We start from the raw sequence: 22,236 nt of genomic DNA on the forward strand, positions 1-22,236 counted from the left end.
GTCAGGAAGACCCCAGGCTGAGGGCTTCGTTCACCAGCGCCTCCTGTTCGGCCTTGTGGCGGCTGGCAAGCCCCGTGGCGGGCGAGGCAGAGGCCGCGCGGCCCGCATAGACGGCGCGGCTGTGCTTGGCCCCGATCCGGGTCAGCACCCATTCGAGGTTCGGCTCCACGAAGGTCCAGCCGCCCTGGTTCTTGGGTTCTTCCTGACACCAGACGATTTCCGCGTCCTTGAACCGTTCCAGTTCCTTCACCATCGACATGGCGGGGAAGGGGTAGAACTGTTCCAGCCGCAGCAGGTAGACGTCATCGAGCCCGCGCGCATCGCGTTCGGCCAGCAGGTCGAAATAGACCTTGCCGGAACAGATCACGACGCGCTTGATCTCTGCATCCGGTTTCAGCTGCGTGGCCGACCGGCCGATCTGGGCGTCATCCCACAGCACGCGCAGGAACTGGCTGCCGGCGGTGAAATCCGCGGCCTCGGACACGCACATCGGATGGCGCAGCAGCGATTTCGGCGTCATCAGCACCAGCGGCTTGCGGAAGCTGCGGTGGATCTGGCGGCGCAGGATGTGGAAGTAGTTGGCGGGGGTCGAGCAGTTCGCCACGATCCAGTTGTCTTCCGCCGACAGTTGCAGGAACCGTTCCAGCCGCGCGGAGGAATGTTCCGGCCCCTGGCCCTCGAACCCGTGCGGCAGCAGCATCACCAGCCCCGACATGCGCAGCCATTTCCGCTCGCCGGAGTTGATGAACTGGTCGAACATGATCTGCGCGCCGTTGGCGAAATCGCCGAACTGGGCTTCCCACATCACCAGCGCGTTGGGTTCCGACAGCGAATAGCCGTATTCGAACCCGAGCACGGCATATTCCGACAGCATCGAGTCGATGACCTCGTAGCGTGCCTGCCCGGGGCGGATGTTGTTGATCGGATAGTACCGTTCCTCTGTCACCTGATCGACGAAGGCCGAATGCCGCTGGCTGAAGGTGCCGCGGGTGCAGTCCTGCCCGGACAGGCGTACCGGATAGCCCTCGACGGCGAGGCTGCCGAAGGCCAGCGCCTCTGCCGTGGCCCAGTCGAAGCCCTTGCCGGTTTCGAACATCTTCGCCTTGGCGTCGAGCTGCCGCAGCACGGTCTTGTGCATGTCGAAGCCCGCCGGCGCCGTGGTCAGCGCCTTGCCGATTTCCTGCATGGTTTCCGGCGTGATCGCGGTCGCGCCGGGTTCGTAATCGGCCTTTTCGCGGTCCAGATGCTTCCAGCGGCCATCCAGCCAGTCGGCCTTGTTGGGCTTGTAGTCCTTTCCGGCCTCGAATTCCTCGTTCAGCTTGGCCTGGAAGGCGGCCTTCATGTCCTCGATCTCGCCCTCGGGGATCAGGCCGTCGGCCACCAGACGCTCGGTATAAAGCTGAAGCGTGGTCTTGTGCCGCTTGATGTTGGTGTACATCGCCGGGTTGGTGAACATCGGCTCGTCGCCTTCGTTGTGACCGAAGCGGCGATAGCAGAAGATGTCGATGACCACATCCTTGTGGAACTTCTGCCGGAACTCGGTCGCCACCTTGGCGGCATGCACCACCGCCTCGGGGTCGTCGCCGTTGACGTGGAAGATCGGCGCCTCGACCATCAGGGCGATGTCGGTGGGGTAGGGGGACGAGCGGCTGAAATGCGGCGCGGTAGTGAAGCCGATCTGGTTGTTCACCACGATATGGATCGTCCCGCCGGTGCGGTGCCCCTTCAGCCCCGACAGGCCGAAGCATTCGGCCACCACGCCCTGGCCGGCGAAGGCCGCGTCGCCATGCAGCAGGATCGGCAGCACCATCGTGCGGTCGGGGTCGTTCCACTGGTCCTGCTTGGCGCGCACCTTGCCCAGGACGACGGGGTTCACCGCCTCCAGATGCGAGGGGTTGGCGGTCAGCGACAGGTGCACGACATTGCCGTCGAATTCCCGGTCGCTCGACGCGCCGAGGTGGTATTTCACGTCGCCCGACCCGTCCACGTCGTCGGGCTTGAAGCTGCCGCCCTGGAATTCGTTGAAGATCGCGCGGTAGGGCTTGCCCATCACGTTGGCGAGGATGTTCAGCCGCCCCCGGTGGGGCATGCCGATGATGATTTCCCTCACGCCGAGCGCGCCGCCGCGCTTGATGATCTGTTCCATCGCCGGGATCAGCGCCTCGCCCCCGTCAAGGCCGAACCGCTTGGTGCCCATGTATTTGACGTGCAGGAACTTTTCGTAGCCTTCCGCCTCGACCAGCTTGTTCAGGATCGCCTTGCGGCCCAGCTTGGTGAAGGTGATTTCCTTGCCGTAGCCCTCGATCCGTTCCTTCAGCCAGGCGGATTGCTCGGGGTCCGAGATATGCATGTATTGCAGCGCGAAGGTGCCGCAATAGGTGCGTTTCACCAGATCCATGATCTGGCGCAGCGAGGCGTGGGTCAGGCCCAGAACGTTGTCGATGAAGATCGGCCGGTCCATGTCGGCCTCGGTGAAGCCGTAGGATTTCGGGTCCAGTTCCGGGTGCGGGGTCTGGTCGCGCATGCCCAGAGGGTCGATGTCGGCGATCAGGTGGCCGCGGATGCGGTAGGCGCGGATCAGCATCAGCGCCCGGATGGAATCGAGCACCGCGCGCTGCATCTGCGCATCGGTCAGCGCCACCCCCTTTTCGGCCGCCTTTTCCGCGATCTTGCGGCCCGCGCCCTTCGCCTCTGCCGGCGCCTGCGGCCATTCGCCGGTCAGCGCGGCGGTGCGGTCGTCGACCGGCAGCGGCGGCCAGTCGGCCCGCGCCCAGGACGGACCCGCCGCCGCGCGCCGGGCATCCGCATCGCTGTCGCCGAGGGCGGCGAAGAACGCGGCCCAGGAGGCATCGACACTCGCCGGATCCGCCGCGAATTTCGCGGCCATCTGATCCATGTAATCGGCATTGGCCCCGTCCATGAAGGACGAGGCACGAAGCGCGGCGTTGGGGGATTGGTCGGTCATGTTCTCACCTCAGGCGGTTGGGACCGGATGGGGGGGATGGATGGGGGAACAGGCAAAAAGCGCGGGACGACGGGACGGGCAGGGGGCGCGAGACGACGGAACCCGGGGCGGCCGAACCGCCCCGGGGATTGTGGCGGCCGGCGGGGCTGGCCGCAGTGGCTCGCGCCGGGTGCATGGTCAGCCCTTGATCGCCTTCAGCACCGCCTGCCCCAGTTCGGCGGGGCTGTCGGCCACCACGATCCCGGCGGATTTCATCGCCTCGATCTTGGATTCCGCATCGCCCTGGCCGCCCGACACGATGGCGCCGGCATGGCCCATGCGGCGGCCCTTCGGCGCGGTGCGGCCCGCGATGAAGCCCGCGCAGGGCTTGGCGCGGCCCTTCTTCGCCTCGTCGGCCAGAAAGCGCGCGGCCTCTTCCTCGGCGGTGCCGCCGATTTCGCCGATCATGATCAGGGCCTCGGTTTCCGGGTCGGCCAGGAACATTTCCAGCACTTCCAGATGCTCGGTGCCCTTGATCGGGTCGCCGCCGATGCCCACGGCCGAGGACTGGCCGAGCCCGAGGTCGGTCGTCTGCTTGACCGCCTCATAGGTCAGCGTGCCCGAGCGCGACACCACGCCCACCTTGCCGCGCTTGTGGATATGGCCCGGCATGATGCCGATCTTGCAGGCGCCCGGCGTGATCACGCCCGGGCAGTTCGGCCCGATCAGGCGCGAGCGCGAATTGATCAGCGCCCGCTTGACCTTCATCATGTCCAGCACCGGGATGCCCTCGGTGATGCAGACGATCAGTTCCATCTCGGCGTCGATCGCCTCCATGATGGAATCGGCGGCGAAGGGCGGGGGAACGTAGATCACCGAGGCATTGGCGCCGGTCACGTCCCTGGCCTCGTGGACCGAGTTGAAGACCGGCAGGTTCAGGTGCGTCGTGCCGCCCTTCCCGGGGGTCACGCCGCCGACCATCCTGGTGCCGTAGGCAATGGCCTGTTCGGAATGGAAGGTGCCTTGCGAGCCGGTGAAGCCCTGACAGATGACCTTGGTGTTTTCGTCGACGAGGACTGCCATTTTCTTAGCCTTTCACCGCTTTCACGATCTTCTGCGCCGCGTCCGACAGGTTGTCGGCGGCGATCACGTTCAGGCCCGATTCCGCGATGATCTTCTTGCCCAGATCCACGTTCGTGCCTTCCAGACGCACGACCAGCGGCACTTGCAGGCCGACTTCCTTCACCGCGGCGATGATGCCTTCCGCGATGATGTCGCAGCGCATGATGCCGCCGAAGATGTTCACGAGGATCCCTTTGACGTTCGGGTCGGAGGTGATGATCTTGAACGCCTCGGTCACTTTCTCCTTCGTCGCGCCGCCGCCGACGTCGAGGAAGTTCGCGGGTTCGGCGCCGTAGAGCTTGATGATGTCCATCGTCGCCATGGCGAGGCCCGCGCCGTTGACCATGCAGCCGATCTCGCCTTCCAGCGCGATGTAGTTCAGGTCGAACTTCGAGGCGGCGAGTTCCTTCGGGTCCTCTTCCGTCTCGTCGCGCAGCGCCAGGATGTCGGGCTGGCGGTAGAGCGCGTTGTTGTCGAAGCCCACCTTGGCGTCCAGCGCCTTGAGGTCGCCCCCGGTGGTCACGATCAGCGGGTTGATCTCGATCATCTCGGCGTCCTTTTCCACGAACGCCTTGTAGAGCTTGGCCACCAGATCGGTGCACTGCTTGACCTGCTTGCCTTCCAGACCGAGCGCGAAGGCCACGCGGCGGCCGTGGAAGCCCTGGATGCCGGTCGCCGGGTCGACGCTGAAGGACAGGATCTTTTCGGGGGTGTGGGCGGCCACTTCCTCGATGTCCATGCCGCCTTCCGTCGAGACGACGAAGGAGATGCGGCTGGTCGCACGGTCCACCAGCAGCGCGAGGTACAGCTCGCGGCTGATGTCGCTGCCGTCCTCGATGTAGATGCGGTTCACCTGCTTGCCCGCGGCGCCGGTCTGGTGCGTCACCAGCGTGCGGCCCAGCATCTGATGGGCCATCGCCTCGGCCTCTTCGACCGATTTGGCAAGGCGCACGCCGCCCTTCTCGCCGGCCTCGGGCTCCTTGAACTTGCCCTTGCCGCGGCCGCCGGCGTGGATCTGCGCCTTGACGACCCAAAGCGGCCCTTCCAGTTCGCCCGCGGCGGCCTTCGCCTCTTCGGCGCGCAGCACGACGCGGCCATCCGACACCGGAACGCCATAGCTGCGCAGCAGCGCCTTGGCCTGGTATTCGTGGATGTTCATAGCCCTCTTCCGTCCTTGGTGGGATCGGGGCTCCTTTGGCACAGCTTGCGCCGGTAGTGAAATGAAATTGGCGTTTCCGCGCGGGCGGGGTGCGGAAATCCGCCTTATGTGATCACGGCCAATTTTCCAGTGATCACAAAACCGCAAAGGCCCCGCGCCGCGTCCTGACGGGCGGGATTCGCCGCCCTCAGCCGGGGCCGACGATGGCGAGGATCAGCGCCGGGGGCTGGCCGGGGCCGTAGGGGCGTTGCAGCAGGACGACCTGCCCGGGGGCGATGGCCCAGGCCCGTTCCACCCGGGGCCCGAGCCGCGCGGGATCGACCGGCGCCGCGGCGGGGAAACGGCGGGCCACCATGTCGTGGATCCGCCCGGTCTGGCCGGTGCGGGCGGCGGCGGCCACGGCGCAGGCGCTGCCGTCGGCGGCCAGCATCACCGCAGGGCGCCGGTCGTCCACGGCAAAGCTGCGGATCGCGCCATCGCCGCTGCCGATGCCCGGAGAGGCGCGGCGGGGCACCTCGACGTAATCCATCCCGCGCAGCGCCTGTGCCGCGGCCCCGGGCGGGGTGTCGAGGCAGATATGCTCGAACACAGCGGTCAACTGGCGCGGGGAGCTTTTGGGCAGGATATGCGCGGGGTGGATGTTGCGCAGTTCCTGCGCATCGGGCCCCTGCGGGGCGTCGCAGCCCGCCAGCGCGGCGAGACAGAAAAGAAGGGAAACGCGACCGATCACCATGCAAGGCCCCCTGTTACAGGCGCGATGCTGGACCGGCGGGGGGCGGAACGCAACCACGGGTTGCGGCCCGGGGGATGGCGCGCGCAAGGGGCCCCCTGCGCGCGCCGGATAAGGTGGAAAGGTCAGGCCAGCGAGGGGTCGATGCCCTTGCAGGCGGTGACGAGGCCCTTCACCGCATCGACCGACTTCTGGAACATCGCCTGTTCGTCGCCATTCAGCTTGATGTCGACGATCCGCTCGATCCCGTCCTTGCCGATCACGGTCGGCACGCCGACATAAAGCCCGTCGAGCCCATAGGCGCCCTTCACATAGGCCGCGCAGGGCAGCAGGCGCTTCTGGTCCTTCAGATAGCTTTCGGCCATCTCGATGGCGCTGGTCGCCGGCGCGTAGAAGGCCGAGCCGGTCTTGAGCAGGCCGACGATTTCCGCCCCGCCGTCGCGGGTGCGCTGGACGATCGCGTCCAGTTTCTCCTGCGTGGTCCAGCCCATCTCGACCAGATCCGGCAGCGGGATGCCCGCCACGGTGGAATAGCGGGTCAGCGGCACCATCGTGTCGCCATGGCCGCCCAGAACGAAGGCGGTCACGTCCTTCATCGAGACATCGAATTCGAGGCTCAGGAAATGCCGGAAACGCGCGGAATCGAGCACGCCCGCCATGCCCACCACCATGTGATGCGGCAGGCCCGAGAATTCGCGCAGCGCCCAGACCATCGCATCCAGCGGGTTGGTGATGCAGATCACGAAGGCGTTCGGGGCGTTCTTGGCGATGCCCTCGCCCACCGACTTCATCACCTTGAGGTTGATGCCCAGAAGGTCGTCGCGGCTCATCCCCGGCTTGCGCGGCACGCCGGCGGTGACGATGCAGACATCCGCGCCCGCGATGTCCTCGTAGCTGTTGGCGCCTTTCATCGCGGCGTCGAAGCCCTCCGAGGGGCCCGATTGCGCGATGTCGAGCGCCTTGCCCTGCGGGGTGCCTTCGGCGATGTCGAACAGGACGACGTCTCCGAGTTCCTTGATCGCGGCGAGATGGGCGAGCGTGCCGCCGATCTGCCCCGCGCCGATCAGCGCGATCTTGGGTCTGGCCATGATGTACTCCGGTTTCCGGTCATTGACGGGGGACGCTTAGGCCCAACCTTTACGCCACGCAAGCCCGGATGGCCCCCGGGGGCTGTCGCAGGGCGCAGGTTTGCGCTAAACCCGGCCCCCGGCGGCGGCCGCAGGGGGGGCGGGGGTGACGTTCGATCTGGCGTTCTTTGCGGTTGCGATCCCGGCGGTGCTGCTGGCGGGGGTGTCAAAGGGCGGTTTTGCCTCGGGCGCGGCCTTTGCGGCGACACCGATTCTCGCGCTGGTGATCCCGCCGGGGCAGGCGTTGGGGCTGATGCTGCCGCTGCTGATGCTGATGGATGCGGCCACGCTGCGCCCCTACTGGAAGCGGTGGGATGGCGCGGCGTCGCGCATCCTGATCCTGGGCGGCATTCCCGGCGTGGTTCTGGGGGCGGCGGTCTGGCGGCTGGTGGATGCCGATCTGATCCGGCTGCTGATCGGGGTCATCGCCATCGGGTTCGTCGCGTTCCAGGTGGCGCGGATGACGGGGCTGCTGCGGATCGCGCAGCGCCCGATGGGCCCGGTGGCGGGGCTGGCCGCGGGCGCGGCGGCGGGGTTCACCAGTTTCGTCAGCCATGCGGGCGGGCCGCCCGCGGCGGTCTATCTGCTGATGAAGGGCATCGGCAAGACGCCCTATCAGGCGACCACGGTGATCGTGTTCTGGGCGATCAACATCGTGAAGGTGATCCCCTTCCTGTTTCTCGGCATCTTCACCGCCGACACATTGCTGGGCAGCCTCATGCTGGCGCCGGTCGCGCTGGTGGGCGCGCGGCTGGGGGTGAAGGCGCATCACCTTTTGCCCGAGGGGCCGTTCTTCGCGCTGACCTATGTGCTGCTGGTGCTGACCGGGGCCAAGCTGGTGTTCGACGCGCTGGTCTGAGGGGGGGGCATCCACGCGCGCGCGCCGGTTGACCCGGGCGGGGTAAGGAAACGCACTGCGTTTCCCCGCCCGTTCGCGCGGCGGTGCCGTGAGAGACGGTGATCACAGGAGTAACGGCCAGGCCGGCGCCTGCCCCGGCGGGCGAGAAGCGCCCGCCATGGGCGGGGCGGGCGCTGGCCGGGGGCTTGGGGCCCCCGGCCGGGGCAGCGAGATCTGCGTCGCGGTGGCGAAGGCACGCGCCTTCGCCAGACAGAACGATAGTGCGACTGCCCCACCTTTAGGTCCGCGCTTACCCCGACTCCCGCCCCCGGGTTTCGCGGCGGTGCAGAAAGACCTTGCCGGATGTGCCGCGGTTGTGGTCACTGACGCAAGAATATTTCGTGGAGCGAATCATGACCCAGCCCGCCCGCCCGTTCCGTTCGGTGCTCTACATCCCCGCCTCGCGCGAGCGCGCGATGGAAAAGGCGCGCGGCCTGCCTGTCGATGCGATCATCTTCGATCTGGAAGACGCCGTGGCGCCGGACGAAAAGGCCCCGGGGCGGGACCTGCTGGTGCAGGTGCTGCGGACGGCCGATTACGGCCAGCGCGCGCGGATCGTGCGGGTGAACGGGCTCGACACCCAATGGGGCCGCGACGATCTGGCGGCGCTGGCCGGCGTGCCGCTGGAGGCCGTGCTGATCCCCAAGGTCAACCGCGCCGCGGATGTCGAGGCGGTGGCGCAGGCGCTGCCCGGCGTCGCCATCTGGGCGATGATGGAAACGCCTCTGGGCATGCTGAACGCGGCGGAAATCGCGGCGCATCCGCGGCTGGAGGGCATGGTGATGGGCACCAACGACCTCGCCAAGGATCTGGGCACCCGTTTCCGCCCCGACCGGCTGCCGCTGCTGACGGGCCTCGGCCTCAGCCTGCTGGCGGCGCGGGCGCATGGGGTGGCGATCGTCGATGGCGTCTACAATGCGTTCAGGGACGCCGAGGGCCTGCGCGCCGAATGCGAACAGGGCCGCGACATGGGCTTCGACGGCAAGACCCTGATCCACCCCGATCAGGTCGCCATCGCCAACGAGGTCTTCGCGCCCTCCGAGGCCGATGTGGCCCTTGCCCGCCGCCAGATCGAGGCGTTCGAGGCCGCCGCCGCCGCGGGGCAGGGCGTTGCGGTCGTGGATGGCAAGATCGTCGAAAACCTGCATATCGTGACCGCACAGGCGACCCTGGCCAAGGCGGCGGCGATCGCCGCCCTGTCGGCGGGGTGAGCCCGGCCAATAGCAAGCGAAAGGCGAGCCATGACCCTGTTGATCCTCGGCGTGGCCCTGTGGTGGGCCGGTCATCTGTTCAAGCGCGCGGCGCCCGGGCTGCGGGCGGGCATGGGCGACCGGGGCCGGGGCGTGGTGGCGCTGGTGCTGCTGGTGTCGGTGGTGCTGATGGTCCTCGGCTATCGTGGCGCCGGGGGTGCGGTGTACTGGGGACGCAGCCCGGCGCTGGTCGGCGTCAACAACCTCGTCATGCTGGCCTCGGTCTATCTGTTCGCGGCGGCAGGCATGAAGACCGCGGTGGCGCGGCGGCTGCGGCATCCGATGTTGCTGGGCGTGCTGCTGTGGTCGGCGGCGCATCTGCTGGTGAACGGCGATGCGGCGTCCGTCGTGCTGTTCGGCGGGATCGGGCTCTGGGCCCTGGTCGAAATGGCGGTGATCGGCCGCGCGGACCCCTGGGTGCCGCCGCGGGGCAAGGGACCGAAGATGGAGATCTTCGCCATCCTCGGCACGGTTCTGGTCTATGGCGTGCTTGCGGGCGCGCATTATCTGCTGGGGTATCCGGCGTTCGGGTGAAGCGATGAAACTCTATCGACTGCTGACCGAGGACGACACCTCGGCCTTCTGCCACAAGGTCACGGCGGCGCTGAACAAGGGTTGGGAACTGCATGGTGGCCCCGCCTACGCCTTCGATGCGGCGCGGGGCGTGATGCGCTGCGCGCAGGCGGTGGTGAAGGACGCGCCGGGCGACTATGCGCCAGAGGTGAAGCTGGGCGAGCAGTAGGGTCAGCGTCGGGGGCGGCGCCATTGGATGGCGCGGCGCCGGGGCGCTGCCCCGGACCCCGGAGTATTTTTGAAAAGATGAAGCGGGAGGCGTGGGCATGAAGACGAATGCGGGGCGGTTTTTCGAGGATTATCGGGTGGGCGAGACCATCACCCATGCCGTGCCGCGCACGCTGTCGGGGGGGGAGCGGGCGTTCTATCACGCGCTCTATCCCGCGCGCGGGGCGCTTTATTCTTCGGATGAATTCGCGCGGGCCTGCGGGCTGCCGGCCGCGCCGCTGGACGACCTGATCGCCTTCCACACCGTTTTCGGCAAGACCGTGCCCGACATCAGCCTGAATGCGGTGGCGAACCTCGGCTATGCCGAGGGGCGGTGGCTGGCGCCGGTATATCCGGGCGACACGCTGCGGTCCGTATCCGAGGTGATCGGGCTGCGCGAGAATTCCAACGGCAGGTCCGGCGTCGTCTGGGTGCGCACCCGGGGGCTGAACCAGCGGGGCGAGGCGGTGCTGGAATATGTCCGCTGGGTGATGGTGCGCAAGCGGCGCGACACGCCCGCGCCCGCGCCGGTGGTGCCCGCGCTGGCCCCGGCGGTCGCGGCCGCCGATCTGGTGGTGCCGGCGGGGCTCGACTTCACCGGCTACGATTTCCCGCTGGCGGGCGAGGGGCATCGCTGGGGCGACTATGCCGTGGGCGAGACCATCGACCATGTGGACGGCGTGACCATCGAGGAGGCCGAGCACATGCTCGCCACCCGGCTGTGGCAGAACACCGCCAAGGTGCATTTCGACGCCACCTTCCGCGAGGACGGCAAGCGGCTGATCTATGGCGGCCATGTCATCAGTCTGGCGCGGGCGCTGTCGTTCAATGGCCTCGCCAATGCGCAGATGATCGTGGCGCTGAACGGCGGCGCGCATGCCAATCCCTGTTTCGCGGGCGATACCCTGCGCGCCTGGTCCGAGGTGCTGGACAAGGCCGAAACGGCGGCGCCCGGGGTGGGGGCGATCCGGCTGCGGCTGGTGGCGGTGCGGCAGGGGGCGGCGCCCTTCGCGCTGAAGGATGCGGCGGGCAAGTACCTGCCCGAGGTCCTGCTCGATTTCGACTACTGGGCGCTGATGCCGCGCTGAGCCCGGAAATGCGGCGTTGCGGCGGGGCCGTGACGCCGAAAGGGGCGCGATGCGGAAATCCTGATGCGGCGCTGCAACATCGCGGGCGCCGCAACGGCCCCCGATCCCCGCGCGGCGCTTTTGTCCATGGTGCGGGGCGGCGGAAAGTGCTTTTGTAAACATCATGCAACATGGTTCGCAGGAGTCCCCCATGCGCTCGCTTCTCGCCGCTTCCGCCCTTGCCCTGGGCGTTTCGGTCCCCGGTCTCGCCGCCGCGCAGGACCTGTCGGTTTCCGCCGGCTTCACGCTGACCAGCCGCTATGTCAGCAGCGGCATCGAGCAGACCAAGGGCGCCGCCTTCCAGCCCTGGGTGGAGGCAGAGATCGCCGGCTTCTACTTCGGGGCCTGGGCCTCGAACACCACCAAGTCGGTGATCGGCCATTCGGCCGAGATCGACCTCTATCTGGGCTACCGCAACCAGATCGGCATCTTCGCCTATGACGTGGGCTATGCCCGCTACTTCTACCGCAACCCGTCGTGGGATTGCTGCGGCGAGATCACCTTGGATCTGAGCGTGACCCCGGTGGAACAGTTCACCGTCGGGCTGGACATCGCCCACGACCCGAGCGCGGATGTCACCAACAGCGCCGTCTATGCCAGCTTCGCGCCGATGGACAAGATCACCCTCGACGCCACCTATGGCGAGATCAACAAGGGCGGGCATTCCTACTGGTCGGTGGGCGCGGGCTATGCCGTCACCGATTCGCTCGGCCTGTCGCTGGCCTATCACGACACCGACATCAGCAAGGGCCTCGCGGTCCTGTCGCTCGACTACAGCTTCTCCATCCGCTGAGCCGCAGCGCCTTTCCGCATCCGGGGCCGCGACCGTTGTCGCGGCCCTTTTGCATGGCCGATGTGATCACGCTGTTTTGCGCGTGATCACAAAGCGCGGCTTTTTGTATTGCCCACGCCACATTCCGGCGCTTTTCCCGCGGCTGGCCCGTGACAGCGGCGAAAAAAAGCGTATTCATCACCGCGAAGTCAGCGGGCCGCCCGGATGCGGCCCGCAGCCCGCCAGCCGAAAGGGAATCCCATGGCCGAGCCAAAACGGGTGGAACGCCCCCTGTCCCCATTCATGATCGGGCCCTACTACCGCCCGCAGATGACCTCGATCAGCTCGATCCTGACGCGCATCACCGGCAACGGGCTGATCGTGGCGGCGGTGCTGGCCGTCTGGTGGCTGCTGGCGGCGGCGACGGGGGACGACTATTTCGCCACCGCCGACGCGGTGGTGCGGTCGTGGTTCGGGAAACTGGTGTTCCTTGGGTCCATCTGGGCGATCTGGTACCACTACCTCGCCGGGCTGCGGCACCTTTACTTCGACGCCGGCCACGGGATGGAGATCCGCACCGCGGAAACGCTCGGCTGGGTCTGCGTCATCGGTTCGGTCGTGCTGACCGTCATCACCATCCTGATCCTGTGAGGGCAACATGCGCTATCTGACCGCACGCAAGCGCGCCGAAGGCAAGGGCGCGGCCCATCGGGGGACGGAACACCACTGGTACATGCAGGCGTCGGCCGTGGGGCTGGCCTTCGCGGTGCCGACCTTCCTCTATATCTTCGGCTCTGCCATCGGCGGCACCCGCGAAGAGGTGCTGGCCACCTTCGCGCGCCCCTTCCCGGCGATCCTGACCGCGCTGGTGCTGGTGGTGGGGATGCAGCATTTCCGCAAGGGCGCCATCATGATGATCGAGGATTACTGGCGCGGCAGCCTGCGCAAGACGCTGATCATCGCCGTCACCGCGCTTTCCTACATCATCGTCGCGACCGGGCTTTACGCGCTGGTCAAGATCGCGCTTTGAGGACCTGAGAGACATGGCAGCTTACGCTTACGAGACGCATGAATATGACGTCGTGGTGGTCGGCGCGGGTGGCGCGGGCCTGCGTGCTACCCTCGGGATGGCCGAACAGGGCCTGCGCACGGCCTGCGTGACCAAGGTGTTCCCGACCCGCAGCCACACCGTGGCGGCCCAGGGCGGCATCGCGGCGAGCCTGTCGAACATGGGGCCGGACCACTGGCAATGGCACATGTTCGACACCGTGAAGGGGTCGGACTGGCTTGGCGACACCGACGCGATGGAATACCTCGCGCGCGAGGCGCCCAAGGCGGTGTACGAACTGGAACACTACGGCGTGCCCTTCAGCCGCACCGAGGAAGGCAAGATCTACCAGCGGCCCTTCGGCGGCCATACCACCGAATTCGGCGACGGCCCCCCGGTGCAGCGCACCTGCGCCGCCGCCGACCGCACCGGCCACGCGATCCTGCACACGCTCTATGGCCAGAGCCTCAAGAACAACGCGGAATTCTACGTCGAATATTTCGCCATCGACCTGATCATGTCCGCCGACGGCCGTTGCCAGGGCGTGGTCTGCTGGAAGCTCGACGACGGCACGATGCATGTGTTCAACGCCAAGATGACCGTGCTGGCCACCGGCGGCTATGGCCGGGCCTATTTCAGCGCGACCTCGGCCCATACCTGCACCGGCGACGGCGGCGGCATGGTGGCGCGGGCGGGGCTGGCGTTGCAGGACATGGAATTCGTGCAGTTCCACCCCACGGGCATCTATGGGTCCGGCTGCCTCATCACCGAAGGCGCGCGGGGCGAGGGCGGCTATCTGACCAACGCCAACGGCGAGCGGTTCATGGAACGCTACGCGCCGCAGTACAAGGATCTGGCGCCGCGGGACTATGTGTCGCGGTCCATGACGATGGAGATCCGCGAGGGCCGGGGCGTGGGCGAACACGGCGACCACATCCACCTGAACCTCAGCCACCTGCCGCCCGAGGCGTTGGCCGAACGCCTGCCCGGCATTTCGGAATCCGCCCGGATCTTCGCCGGCGTGGACGTGACCAAGGAACCGATCCCGGTGCTGCCGACCGTGCATTACAACATGGGCGGCATTCCCACGAACTACTGGGGCGAGGTCATCAACCCGACCGCCGCCGACCCGAACGCCATCGTCCCCGGCCTGATGGCGGTGGGCGAGGCGGGCTGTGCCAGCGTACACGGGGCGAACCGGCTCGGCTCGAACTCGCTGATCGACCTCGTGGTCTTCGGGCGCGCCGCGGCGATCCGCGCCGGCAAGGTGGTGGACCGCGACGGGCCGAACCCGGTGCTGAACAAGGCCGGCGTCGATGCCGCCTTCGACCGCTTCGACGGGCTGCGCCACGCCAGCGGCACCATCCCCACCGCCGAACTGCGGCTGGAGATGCAGCGCACCATGCAGGCCGACGCGGCGGTGTTCCGCACCGACAAGACGCTGAAGGAAGGCGTGGAAAAGATGACCGCGATCGCCGCCCGCCTCGGCGACCTGCATGTCACCGACCGCAGCCTGATCTGGAACAGCGACCTGATGGAAACGCTGGAACTGACCAACCTGATGCCCAACGCGCTGGCCACCATCGTCGGCGCCGAGGCGCGCAAGGAAAGCCGCGGCGCGCATGCCTCCGAAGACCACCCCACCCGCGACGACGCCAACTGGCGCGTGCACACCATCGCGCGGGTGGACGGCAACAAGGTCGCGCTCAGCTACCGCGACGTCATCAAGGACCCGCTGACCACCCCCGAACAGGGCGGCATCGACCCGTACAAGATCGCGCCCAAGGCGCGGGTATTCTGAGGAGGCAGCCAGATGGTCCAGTTCACGCTCCCCAAGAACTCCAAGATCCGCACCGGCAAGACCTGGCCGAAGCCCGAGGGCAGGAATGTCCGCAAGTTCCTGATCTACCGCTGGAATCCCGAGGACGGCGAAAACCCCCGGGTGGACACCTATTTCCTCGACATGGACAAGTGCGGCCCGATGATCCTGGACGCGCTGATCAAGATCAAGAACGAGGTCGACCCGACGCTGACCTTCCGGCGGTCCTGCCGCGAGGGGATTTGCGGGTCCTGCGCGATGAACATCGACGGGATCAACACGCTGGCCTGCATCTATGGGCTGGACGAGGTGAAGGGCGACGTGCGCATCTATCCGCTGCCGCACATGCCGGTGGTCAAGGATCTGGTGCCGGACCTGACGCATTTCTATGCGCAGCACGCCAGCATCATGCCTTGGCTGGAAACCAAGACCAACCGCCCCGCCAAGGAATGGCGCCAGTCGATCGAGGATCGCAAGAAGCTCGACGGGCTCTATGAATGCGTGATGTGCGCGTCCTGTTCGACGGCCTGCCCGAGCTACTGGTGGAACTCCGACCGCTATCTCGGCCCGGCGGCCTTGCTGCATGCCTATCGCTGGATCATCGACAGCCGCGACGAGGCGACGGGCGAACGGCTGGACGCGCTGGAGGATCCCTTCAAGCTTTACCGCTGCCACACGATCATGAACTGCACCAAGACCTGCCCCAAGGGGCTGAACCCGGCCAAGGCGATTGCCGAGATCAAGAAGATGATGGTGGAACGGATCGTCTGATCCGGTCCGCCTGCCTGCCCGCCGGTTCGCGGCCCCGGACCTGCGCGGCAGGCCGGGGCCGCCTGCATTCCGGGCCCGGTTCCAGGGGGTCGTGCTGCAATGCAGAATATGCATGCCGCAATTGCGCAATCGGCAGTGGGTTCCGGGGGCGTTCGTGCTTATCTGGATGCGGGAGGACGAACAGGAGACATGCCATGTCGCGCCATCCGAAACCCGACACCTTCCGCCCGGCCCCCGATGCGGCCCTGCGGACCGCCGCGATCGCGGCCGAACTCGAGGTCTATTATCAGCCCGGCCCGGCCCGCGCGGTCGACCTGCGCCAGCTTACGCCGCTGGAACAGATGTACGAATACTACAGCCAGCCCGAAGCCCTGGCCGAAACCCTGGCCGAAGCGGCCTGATCCGCCGCGCGCCGAAACCGGGCAGGGGGCCTGAATGCCGGTCCTGCTGCTGATCCTTGCCATCGGGGTGTTCGTGTGGCTGTGGCTCGCCCGCCGGGGCAGCACGCTGACGCGGCTCTGCCGCTGGCGCGAGGACCGGCGCGTGGGCCCCGGCCATTTCCGCTGCGCCGCCTGCGGGGCGGAATGCATCCTGCCGCCCGGGCAGGTGCCGCGCCACTGCCTGCGCGATGCCGGATGAGGATGCCGGGGCGCCTGCCGTCAGGGATCGGTCAGCAGGAAACTCGACAGGAAATTCGCGAATACCCGCGTCTTGCGCTGCGCGCGGCGGCGGGCGGGGAAGGTGGCATAGGCCTGCAAGGGCGGCACCTCCAGTTCCGGGCAGATGCGGATCAGCCGTTCGGACGCCAGATCGCGCCGGCACATGACATTGGGCAGGATGGCGATGCCCATCCCGGCCAGCACCATCTGCCGCGCCATGGCGATGTTGTTCAAAATCACCTGCGGCTCTATCGAGCGGTCGTCGGCGCCGAGGCCGAGCGCGCGTTGCCACACGCCCTCTTCGGCCTGATGCATGGTGATGATGATCGCATGCGACAGGATTTCCTCGGGCGTGCGGGGCACGGGGCGGCGCGCCAGATAGCCGGGCGCGACATACATCCCGCGCGACAGGGTGGAAAAGGGCCGCGCCGGGCGCTGCGCGTCGCCGGGGGCCGACAGCATGATGGCGATGTCATAGGGTTCCTCGGACAGGTCCACCCGGCGGTTGTTGATGTCCAGCATCAGGCGGATGTCGGGATGTTCGCGGGAAAACTCGGCGACCAGCCGGCTGAGCCATGTGCTGCCGAAATCCACCGGCAGGCTGATCCGCAGAAGGCCGCTGAGCTGCGAATCCTGTTCCGACCGGTGCACGCCCGCGTCTTCCAGTTCCGCCACGATCCGCTGCGTGTGGTCATAGATCCCGCGCCCGAATTCCGTCAGCACCAGCCGCTGGCGGTCGCGCCTCAGCAGTTTGGTGCCCAACTGGTGCTCGAGGACCGACAGCTTGCGGCTGATGGTCGATTTGGGCAGGTTCAGCTTGCCGGCCGCCGCCGAGATCCCGCCAGAGGCGGCGACCTCGTGAAAGATCATCAACGCGTTCAGATCCGTCATGCCGGCCATGGTCCCCTCCGCCGAAAAACCCGCGCTCAGCCCTGCGCCAGAAGTTTGGTGACAAGGTAGGGCTCCATCCCCTCGATGCCGCCCTCGCTGCCGTAACCGCTGTGGCGGACGCCGCCGAAGGGCGCCTCGGGCGTGGAAACCGCGATGGCATTGACGCCGAGCATCCCGGCCTCCACCCCTTCGGCCAGCCGGGCGATGGTGGCGGCAGAGCGCGTGAAGGCATAGGCGGCGAGCCCCAGGGGCAGGCGGTTCGCTCGGTCGATCGCCTCGTCCACGGATGCGATGCGGGCGGTGACGACCACGGGGCCGAAGGGTTCCTCGTTCATGATCCGGGCGGTTTCGGGCACGTCGGCCAGCACCGTGGGGGCGAAGAAATACCCCCGGTTGCCGACCGGCGCGCCGCCCGTGACCAGCCGCGCGCCCTGCGCCACCGCATCCTCCACTAGGTCGCGCACCGCGGCGACGCGGCGGGGGTTGGCAAGCGGTCCCATGCCGGTGCCCGGCGCGGTCCCGGGGCCGAGCGTCAGCCCCTTGGCCATCTGTGCCATGCCGTCGACGAAACGGTCGTGCAGGCTGTCGTGGACGTAAAAGCGCGTCGGCGCGATGCAGACCTGCCCGGCATTGCGGAACTTGAACGGGCCCAGAAGGTCCAGCGCCCGGTCCAGATCGGCGTCCTCCATCACCAGCACCGGCGCATGGCCGCCCAGTTCCATCGTACAGCGTTTGGCCCCGTGGCGCGCGGCCAGCGCCGCCAGATGCTGCCCGACCCCGACAGATCCGGTGAAGGTGATCTTGCGGATCGCGTCATGCGCGATCAACCGTTCCGACACCATCCCCGGTACCCCGAAAACGAGGTTCAGCACGCCATCGGGCAGGCCCGCATCCTGCAACGCGCGGGCGAATTCGACCGCCGCGCCGGGCGTTTCCTCGGATGGTTTCAGCACGATGGTGCAGCCGCTGGCCAGCGCCGATGCCACCTTGCGCGCGGGCATCATCAGGGGAAAGTTCCACGGCGTGAAGGCCGCGACCGGCCCCACGGGCTGTTTCAGCGCGCGGTATTCGACGCCGGGGACGGGGCTCGGGATGATCCGGCCATAGATGCGCCGCCCCTCTTCGGCGCACCAGTCGAGCGTATCGGCGGATACCCCGATCTCGATGCGCGCCTGTGCCAGCGGCTTGCCCTGTTCGGTGGACAGGATCCAGGCGATGCGGTCGGCGCGGTCGCGCAACAGGTCCGCCGCCCGGCGCAGGATGCGCCCGCGGTCCAGCGCGCTGCGCGCCCGCCATGCCGGAAAGGCCCGGGCGGCGGCCGCTGCCGCGCGGTCCAGATCGTCGGGCGCCGCATGCGGCAGATGCGCCAGAACCTCGCCCGTCGCCGGGTCGAACACATCCTCGCCCGCCGCGCCGTCGCCGGTCCATTTGCCGTCGATCAGCATTTCCAGCGGGCCATAGGGGTGGGGGGCGTCAGTCATGCGCGGTCTCCGTCAGGTCGGGGTCGGGGTCGAGGGCGTCCAGCGCCGCGGTCAGGGCCATGGCGCGCTTGAAGAACAGCCCGATGTCGCAGTCGTCGGTAAAGCCGATGCCGCCGTGGAACTGGATCGCCTCGCGCGTGGCCAGCCGGGCGGCGCGGGCGGCGCGGCGGTAGGCGGCGCGCGCCCCCGCATCGCGGGCCCCGCCGTCGAAGGCGCGCACGGCCTCGTAGACCAGCGCCTGCGCCGCCATCGCCTGCACATGCGCATCGGCCAGACGGTGCTGGATCACCTGATGGCTGGACAGCGCCGCCCCGAACTGCCGCCGCGTTTCGACATGATCGACGGTAAGGCGCAGCGCCGCGGCCGACAGCCCCGCAAGCTCCGCCGCCGCCAGCAGCCGCAGGGTGGCGCGGGCGGCATCGGCCAGCGCCAGCGCCTGTGCGCCGGTGGCCAGCACCGTGCCCGCATCGGCGGGAAACCATGCCGTGCCGGAACTGCCGCCGTCCACCGTGGCGAAAGGGTCCACCACCAGCCCGGGCGCATCGCGGGGCAGAAGGCGCAGGGCGGCATCCTGTGCGCAAAAGACCGCCAAGGCCCCGGCCTGCGCCAGCCCCGGCACCGCGCCGGTGCGCCAGCCACCGCCGTCCGGCACCGCGAAGGCGGGCAGGGTGCGGGGTTCCCGGTCGGGCCGGTCCAGCACCTGCGCCGCCACCGCCAGCCCGGCCAGCGGTTCGGGCGCAAGATTGCGGCCCGCGGCCTCCAGCGCCACCACCGCGCCGCGCAGCCCGAAGCCGAGCCCGCCGCGGTCCTCATCCAGCAAAAGCCCGCCCCAGCCTTCGGCCAGCAGGCGGTCCAAGGCGCCGCCGCCGCCGCCCCGCAGCCGCGCCCGCCCGCCGAGGGCGGCGAACAGCGCATCCGCGCTGTCGGCGATCATGCGATCCTCGTCCGACCAGACCGGCATCAGGCGCGCCCCCCGTTCAACCCCATGATCCGCGTCGCGAGGATCGTGCGCTGGATCTCGTTCGCGCCGCCGTAGATCGGCAGCCGCCGGGCCTGCAAGAACATCTCGTTGAGGTCGAGCCGCGCGTCCCCCTGCATCAGCGGCCCCCGCCGCGCGGCCATGCCGCCCGCGGCCTCCTGCACCAGATCGAGGATCTCGTGCACGGCCTCGGTGTTGAGGATCTTGAGCCCGCTCGATTCATTGGGCACCGCCGTTCCGGCCGCGAAGCGTTCGGCGGTGTCGAGATAGGCCGCCGTCACCGTTTCCACCGCGTCGCGCGCCTGGTCGAGCCGCCCGGCCCAGTCCCGCTGCGCGCGGGCGGGCATGCGCGCCACCAGCCGTTCCAGCCGCACCAGCGCGCGGTTGGCCTGCGCCGGGGTGCCCAGATGCATGCGTTCCTCGTCCAGCAGGGCGGTCGCGACCTTCCAGCCCTCGTCCACCGCGCCCACCACATTGGCCAGCGGCACGCGCACCCCGTCGAGGAACACCTCGGCGAATTCCGCATCCCCGGCGATGGTGGTGATGGGGCGGGTGGTGATGCCGGGCGTGTCCATCGGGAACATCACGAAGGTGATCCCCTGCCGCCGCTTGCCGGATGTCCGCACCAGCGCGAACATCCAGTCCGCGTGATGGCCCCAGGTGGTCCAGATCTTGCGCCCGTCGATGACCAGATCGCCGCCGTCGATCCGCGCGCGGGTCTGAAGCCCGGCCAGATCCGACCCGGCCTCGGGTTCCGAATAGCCCTGGCACCAGATCACGTCGCCCGACAGGATCGGCGGCAGGTGGCGGGCGATCTGGTCGGCCGTGCCCGATGCCATCAGCAGCGGCCCGATATGGTTGAGCCCCTGCGAGGGGATGTCGGGCGTGCCGGCGCGGGCGAATTCCTCCCACAGGATGACCTGTTCGACCGGGCTTGCGCCCATGCCGCCGTGCTCTTTCGGCCAATGCGGGGCGATCCAGCCCTTTTCGGCCAGCCGGCGGTGCCATTCCATCGCTTCTGCCGGGGCGGGGCGGAAGGTGGTATGGGCCAGATGCGGCGGCACCGCCGTTTCCAGCCAGGCGCGGACCTCGGCGCGCAAGGCGGCCTCGGCCGGGGTTTCGGGGCGGATCATGGCGCGGGCTCCGTCGTCAGGCCCAGTTCCGCCAGCGCGGCGGGCAGGATTTCGCGTTTGAGCACCTTGCCGGTGGCGTTGCGGGGCAGGCGGTCGCGGTAGAGGACATGTTTGGGCTTCTTGTAGCCGCCGATGCGGCTGCGGCAGTGTTCGATCACCGCCGCGGGGTCGGGGGGCGCGGCGGGGCCGGTTTCGATCACCGCCACCACCGCCTCGCCAAAGACCGGATCGGGCACCCCGATCACCGCCACATCCACCACCCCCGGCAGTTCGCCGATGGTCAGCTCCACCTCCTTGGAATAGATGTTGAACCCGCCGGACACGATCATGTCCTTCTTGCGGTCGACGATATAGAGATAGCCGTCGGCATCCTGCCGGGCCATGTCACCGGTGCGGAACCAGCCGTCGGTAAAGGCGGCGGCGGTTTCCTCGGGGCGGTTGAAATAGCCCTTCATCACCGTGAAGGCCCCCGGCCGGCCCGCGCGCACCAGCAGTTCGCCCGGTTCGCCCGGGGCCACGTCGCGGCCGTCCTCGGCGACGATCCGCACCTCCACCCCCGGCGAGGGGCGGCCGACCGATGCGGCATGCGTGACCTGTTCGCGGTGCATGAGCCCGGTGACGCCGCCCGCCTCTGTCATGCCGAAGAACGACACGATTTCCAGTTGCGGCAACAGCGCCATCAGCCGTTCCTTCAGCGGCACGGGAAACGCCTCGCCGGTGACGGCAAGGCGGCGCAGGCTGGCGGCGCGCTCGGGTGCTGCGTCGAGCGCGGGCATCATCATCCGCACCATCGTGGGCACCAGCCCCATCACCGTCACCCGTTCGCGCGCGATGGCGGCAAGGATGTCGTCGGGGTCGAAACGGGTCATGACGATCAGCGTGCCGCCGAGCAGCATGGCGTTGATCATCCGCCCCATCCCGGCGCGATGCGCCATGGGTGCTGCGACAAGATAGGTGTCATCGCCGCCGATCCCCCAGTCCACCGCGTTCATGTAGCCGTGACAGACGAGGATATTGGCATGGGTCAGCACCACGCCCTTGGGCCGCCCCGTGGTGCCCGAGGTATAAAGGATCGCGGCCTCGTCCCGGTCCACCGCCACCGGGGGCAGGGGCGTGTCGCCGGGCAGGCGCAGCGTGTCGAACCCCGCAAAGCCTTCTGCCTGCCCGCCGGCGGTGATCATCGCCACATCCGGGCCCAGTTCGGCCCGCGCCGCCCCGGCGGCCGCGGCGTCGCAGATCACCAGCCCCGCGCCGCTGTCGGCCCGGAACCACGCCAGTTCGCGCGGGGTCAGCCTTGTGGTGACGGGCACCGCGATGGCCCCCGCCGCCTGGATGGCAAAGAACGCCTCGACGAATTCCGCCCGGTTCGACATGTAGAGAACCACCCGGTCGCCCGGGCCGATGCCGCGCGCCAGAAGCCCCCGCGCCACCGCCCGGACGCGATGGCCCAGATCCGCCCAGGTCAGCCGTTCGTCGCCGCAGACCAGCGCGGTCTTGCCGGGATGGGCGCGGGCATGGGACAGAAGGATCGTTTCAAGACGCACGG

22 protein-coding genes are annotated in these 22,236 nt (G+C 68.3%); 12 read left to right on the forward strand and 10 right to left on the reverse strand.

What is annotated here, in order from left to right; all coding sequences use genetic code 11:
* Nucleotide 1: 1 nt before the first annotated feature.
* The 5 genes from RGD00_RS03915 to mdh form a co-directional block, all read right to left on the reverse strand.
* Entirely contained in the window at nt 2–2,965 is a 2,964-nt protein-coding gene (locus RGD00_RS03915; RefSeq protein ID WP_310455984.1) for a 2-oxoglutarate dehydrogenase E1 component, read from the reverse strand.
* A 177-nt stretch (nt 2,966–3,142) separates the two neighbouring features.
* The gene (gene sucD, locus RGD00_RS03920) at nt 3,143–4,027 is read right to left on the reverse strand and encodes a succinate--CoA ligase subunit alpha (RefSeq protein ID WP_310455985.1); all 885 of its coding nucleotides are present in this window, start codon (nt 4,025–4,027) and stop codon (nt 3,143–3,145) included.
* 4 nt (nt 4,028–4,031) lie between these two features.
* On the reverse strand, nt 4,032–5,225 hold the full coding sequence (sucC, locus tag RGD00_RS03925; RefSeq protein WP_310455986.1) for an ADP-forming succinate--CoA ligase subunit beta: 1,194 nt from the start codon (nt 5,223–5,225) through the stop codon (nt 4,032–4,034).
* Nucleotides 5,226–5,412: 187 nt separating this feature from the next.
* On the reverse strand, nt 5,413–5,958 hold the full coding sequence (locus RGD00_RS03930) for a hypothetical protein (protein ID WP_310455987.1): 546 nt from the start codon (nt 5,956–5,958) through the stop codon (nt 5,413–5,415).
* A gap of 122 nt (nt 5,959–6,080) precedes the next feature.
* Nucleotides 6,081–7,043 carry a malate dehydrogenase gene (gene mdh / locus RGD00_RS03935; RefSeq protein ID WP_310455988.1) on the reverse strand — a complete coding sequence of 321 codons (963 nt, stop codon included), beginning with the start codon at nt 7,041–7,043 and terminating at the stop codon, nt 6,081–6,083.
* A gap of 145 nt (nt 7,044–7,188) precedes the next feature.
* On the opposite strand from mdh, the gene RGD00_RS03940 reads away from it, so the two are divergent.
* The 12 genes from RGD00_RS03940 (at nt 7,189) to RGD00_RS03995 (ending at nt 16,186) form a co-directional block, all read left to right on the forward strand.
* Nucleotides 7,189–7,941, forward strand: coding sequence for a sulfite exporter TauE/SafE family protein (locus RGD00_RS03940; RefSeq protein WP_310455989.1), 753 nt, complete (start codon nt 7,189–7,191; stop codon nt 7,939–7,941).
* A gap of 392 nt (nt 7,942–8,333) precedes the next feature.
* The gene (locus RGD00_RS03945; RefSeq protein ID WP_310455990.1) at nt 8,334–9,191 is read left to right on the forward strand and encodes an HpcH/HpaI aldolase/citrate lyase family protein; all 858 of its coding nucleotides are present in this window, start codon (nt 8,334–8,336) and stop codon (nt 9,189–9,191) included.
* Nucleotides 9,192–9,221: 30 nt separating this feature from the next.
* A complete protein-coding gene (locus RGD00_RS03950; protein ID WP_310455991.1) occupies nt 9,222–9,764 on the forward strand; it encodes an NnrU family protein in 543 nt (180 codons plus the stop codon).
* Between the two features lie 4 nt (nt 9,765–9,768).
* Nucleotides 9,769–9,972, forward strand: coding sequence for a DUF1737 domain-containing protein (locus RGD00_RS03955; protein WP_310455992.1), 204 nt, complete (start codon nt 9,769–9,771; stop codon nt 9,970–9,972).
* Between the two features lie 97 nt (nt 9,973–10,069).
* Nucleotides 10,070–11,098, forward strand: a complete 1,029-nt coding sequence (locus tag RGD00_RS03960) for a MaoC family dehydratase (protein ID WP_310455993.1) — start codon at nt 10,070–10,072, stop codon at nt 11,096–11,098.
* Nucleotides 11,099–11,288: 190 nt separating this feature from the next.
* Nucleotides 11,289–11,930 (forward strand): TorF family putative porin, encoded by a 642-nt coding sequence (locus RGD00_RS03965; RefSeq protein ID WP_310455994.1) that lies wholly within the window; start codon nt 11,289–11,291, stop codon nt 11,928–11,930.
* 240 nt (nt 11,931–12,170) lie between these two features.
* Nucleotides 12,171–12,560, forward strand: coding sequence for a succinate dehydrogenase, cytochrome b556 subunit (sdhC, locus tag RGD00_RS03970; protein WP_310455995.1), 390 nt, complete (start codon nt 12,171–12,173; stop codon nt 12,558–12,560).
* Nucleotides 12,561–12,567: 7 nt separating this feature from the next.
* Nucleotides 12,568–12,939, forward strand: coding sequence for a succinate dehydrogenase, hydrophobic membrane anchor protein (locus tag RGD00_RS03975; RefSeq protein WP_310455996.1), 372 nt, complete (start codon nt 12,568–12,570; stop codon nt 12,937–12,939).
* 13 nt (nt 12,940–12,952) lie between these two features.
* On the forward strand, nt 12,953–14,758 hold the full coding sequence (sdhA, locus tag RGD00_RS03980; RefSeq protein WP_310455997.1) for a succinate dehydrogenase flavoprotein subunit: 1,806 nt from the start codon (nt 12,953–12,955) through the stop codon (nt 14,756–14,758).
* Between the two features lie 12 nt (nt 14,759–14,770).
* Complete coding sequence (locus RGD00_RS03985) at nt 14,771–15,547, forward strand: succinate dehydrogenase iron-sulfur subunit (RefSeq protein ID WP_310455998.1); 777 nt, start codon at nt 14,771–14,773, stop codon at nt 15,545–15,547.
* Nucleotides 15,548–15,741: 194 nt separating this feature from the next.
* Nucleotides 15,742–15,948, forward strand: a complete 207-nt coding sequence (locus RGD00_RS03990; protein WP_310455999.1) for a hypothetical protein — start codon at nt 15,742–15,744, stop codon at nt 15,946–15,948.
* Nucleotides 15,949–15,982: 34 nt separating this feature from the next.
* Complete coding sequence (locus tag RGD00_RS03995) at nt 15,983–16,186, forward strand: hypothetical protein (protein ID WP_310456000.1); 204 nt, start codon at nt 15,983–15,985, stop codon at nt 16,184–16,186.
* Between the two features lie 20 nt (nt 16,187–16,206).
* On the opposite strand, the gene RGD00_RS04000 is transcribed toward RGD00_RS03995, so the two are convergent.
* Genes RGD00_RS04000 through RGD00_RS04020 form a run of 5 tightly spaced genes read right to left on the reverse strand, consistent with a single transcriptional unit; the run spans nt 16,207 to nt 22,234 of the window.
* Complete coding sequence (locus tag RGD00_RS04000; RefSeq protein WP_310456001.1) at nt 16,207–17,106, reverse strand: LysR family transcriptional regulator; 900 nt, start codon at nt 17,104–17,106, stop codon at nt 16,207–16,209.
* A gap of 26 nt (nt 17,107–17,132) precedes the next feature.
* Nucleotides 17,133–18,578, reverse strand: coding sequence for an NAD-dependent succinate-semialdehyde dehydrogenase (locus RGD00_RS04005; protein WP_310456002.1), 1,446 nt, complete (start codon nt 18,576–18,578; stop codon nt 17,133–17,135).
* The gene (locus tag RGD00_RS04010; protein WP_310456003.1) at nt 18,571–19,539 is read right to left on the reverse strand and encodes an acyl-CoA dehydrogenase family protein; all 969 of its coding nucleotides are present in this window, start codon (nt 19,537–19,539) and stop codon (nt 18,571–18,573) included. The genes RGD00_RS04005 and RGD00_RS04010 overlap by 8 nt, the downstream gene beginning before the upstream one ends.
* The gene (locus RGD00_RS04015; protein WP_310456004.1) at nt 19,539–20,690 is read right to left on the reverse strand and encodes an acyl-CoA dehydrogenase family protein; all 1,152 of its coding nucleotides are present in this window, start codon (nt 20,688–20,690) and stop codon (nt 19,539–19,541) included. The genes RGD00_RS04010 and RGD00_RS04015 overlap by 1 nt, the downstream gene beginning before the upstream one ends.
* Entirely contained in the window at nt 20,687–22,234 is a 1,548-nt protein-coding gene (locus tag RGD00_RS04020; protein ID WP_310456005.1) for a class I adenylate-forming enzyme family protein, read from the reverse strand. Before RGD00_RS04020 ends, RGD00_RS04015 begins: the two co-directional genes overlap by 4 nt.
* Nucleotides 22,235–22,236 lie beyond the last annotated feature (2 nt).

This window comes from Ruixingdingia sedimenti (assembly GCF_031432425.1).
GTDB lineage: Bacteria > Pseudomonadota > Alphaproteobacteria > Rhodobacterales > Rhodobacteraceae > Ruixingdingia > Ruixingdingia sedimenti.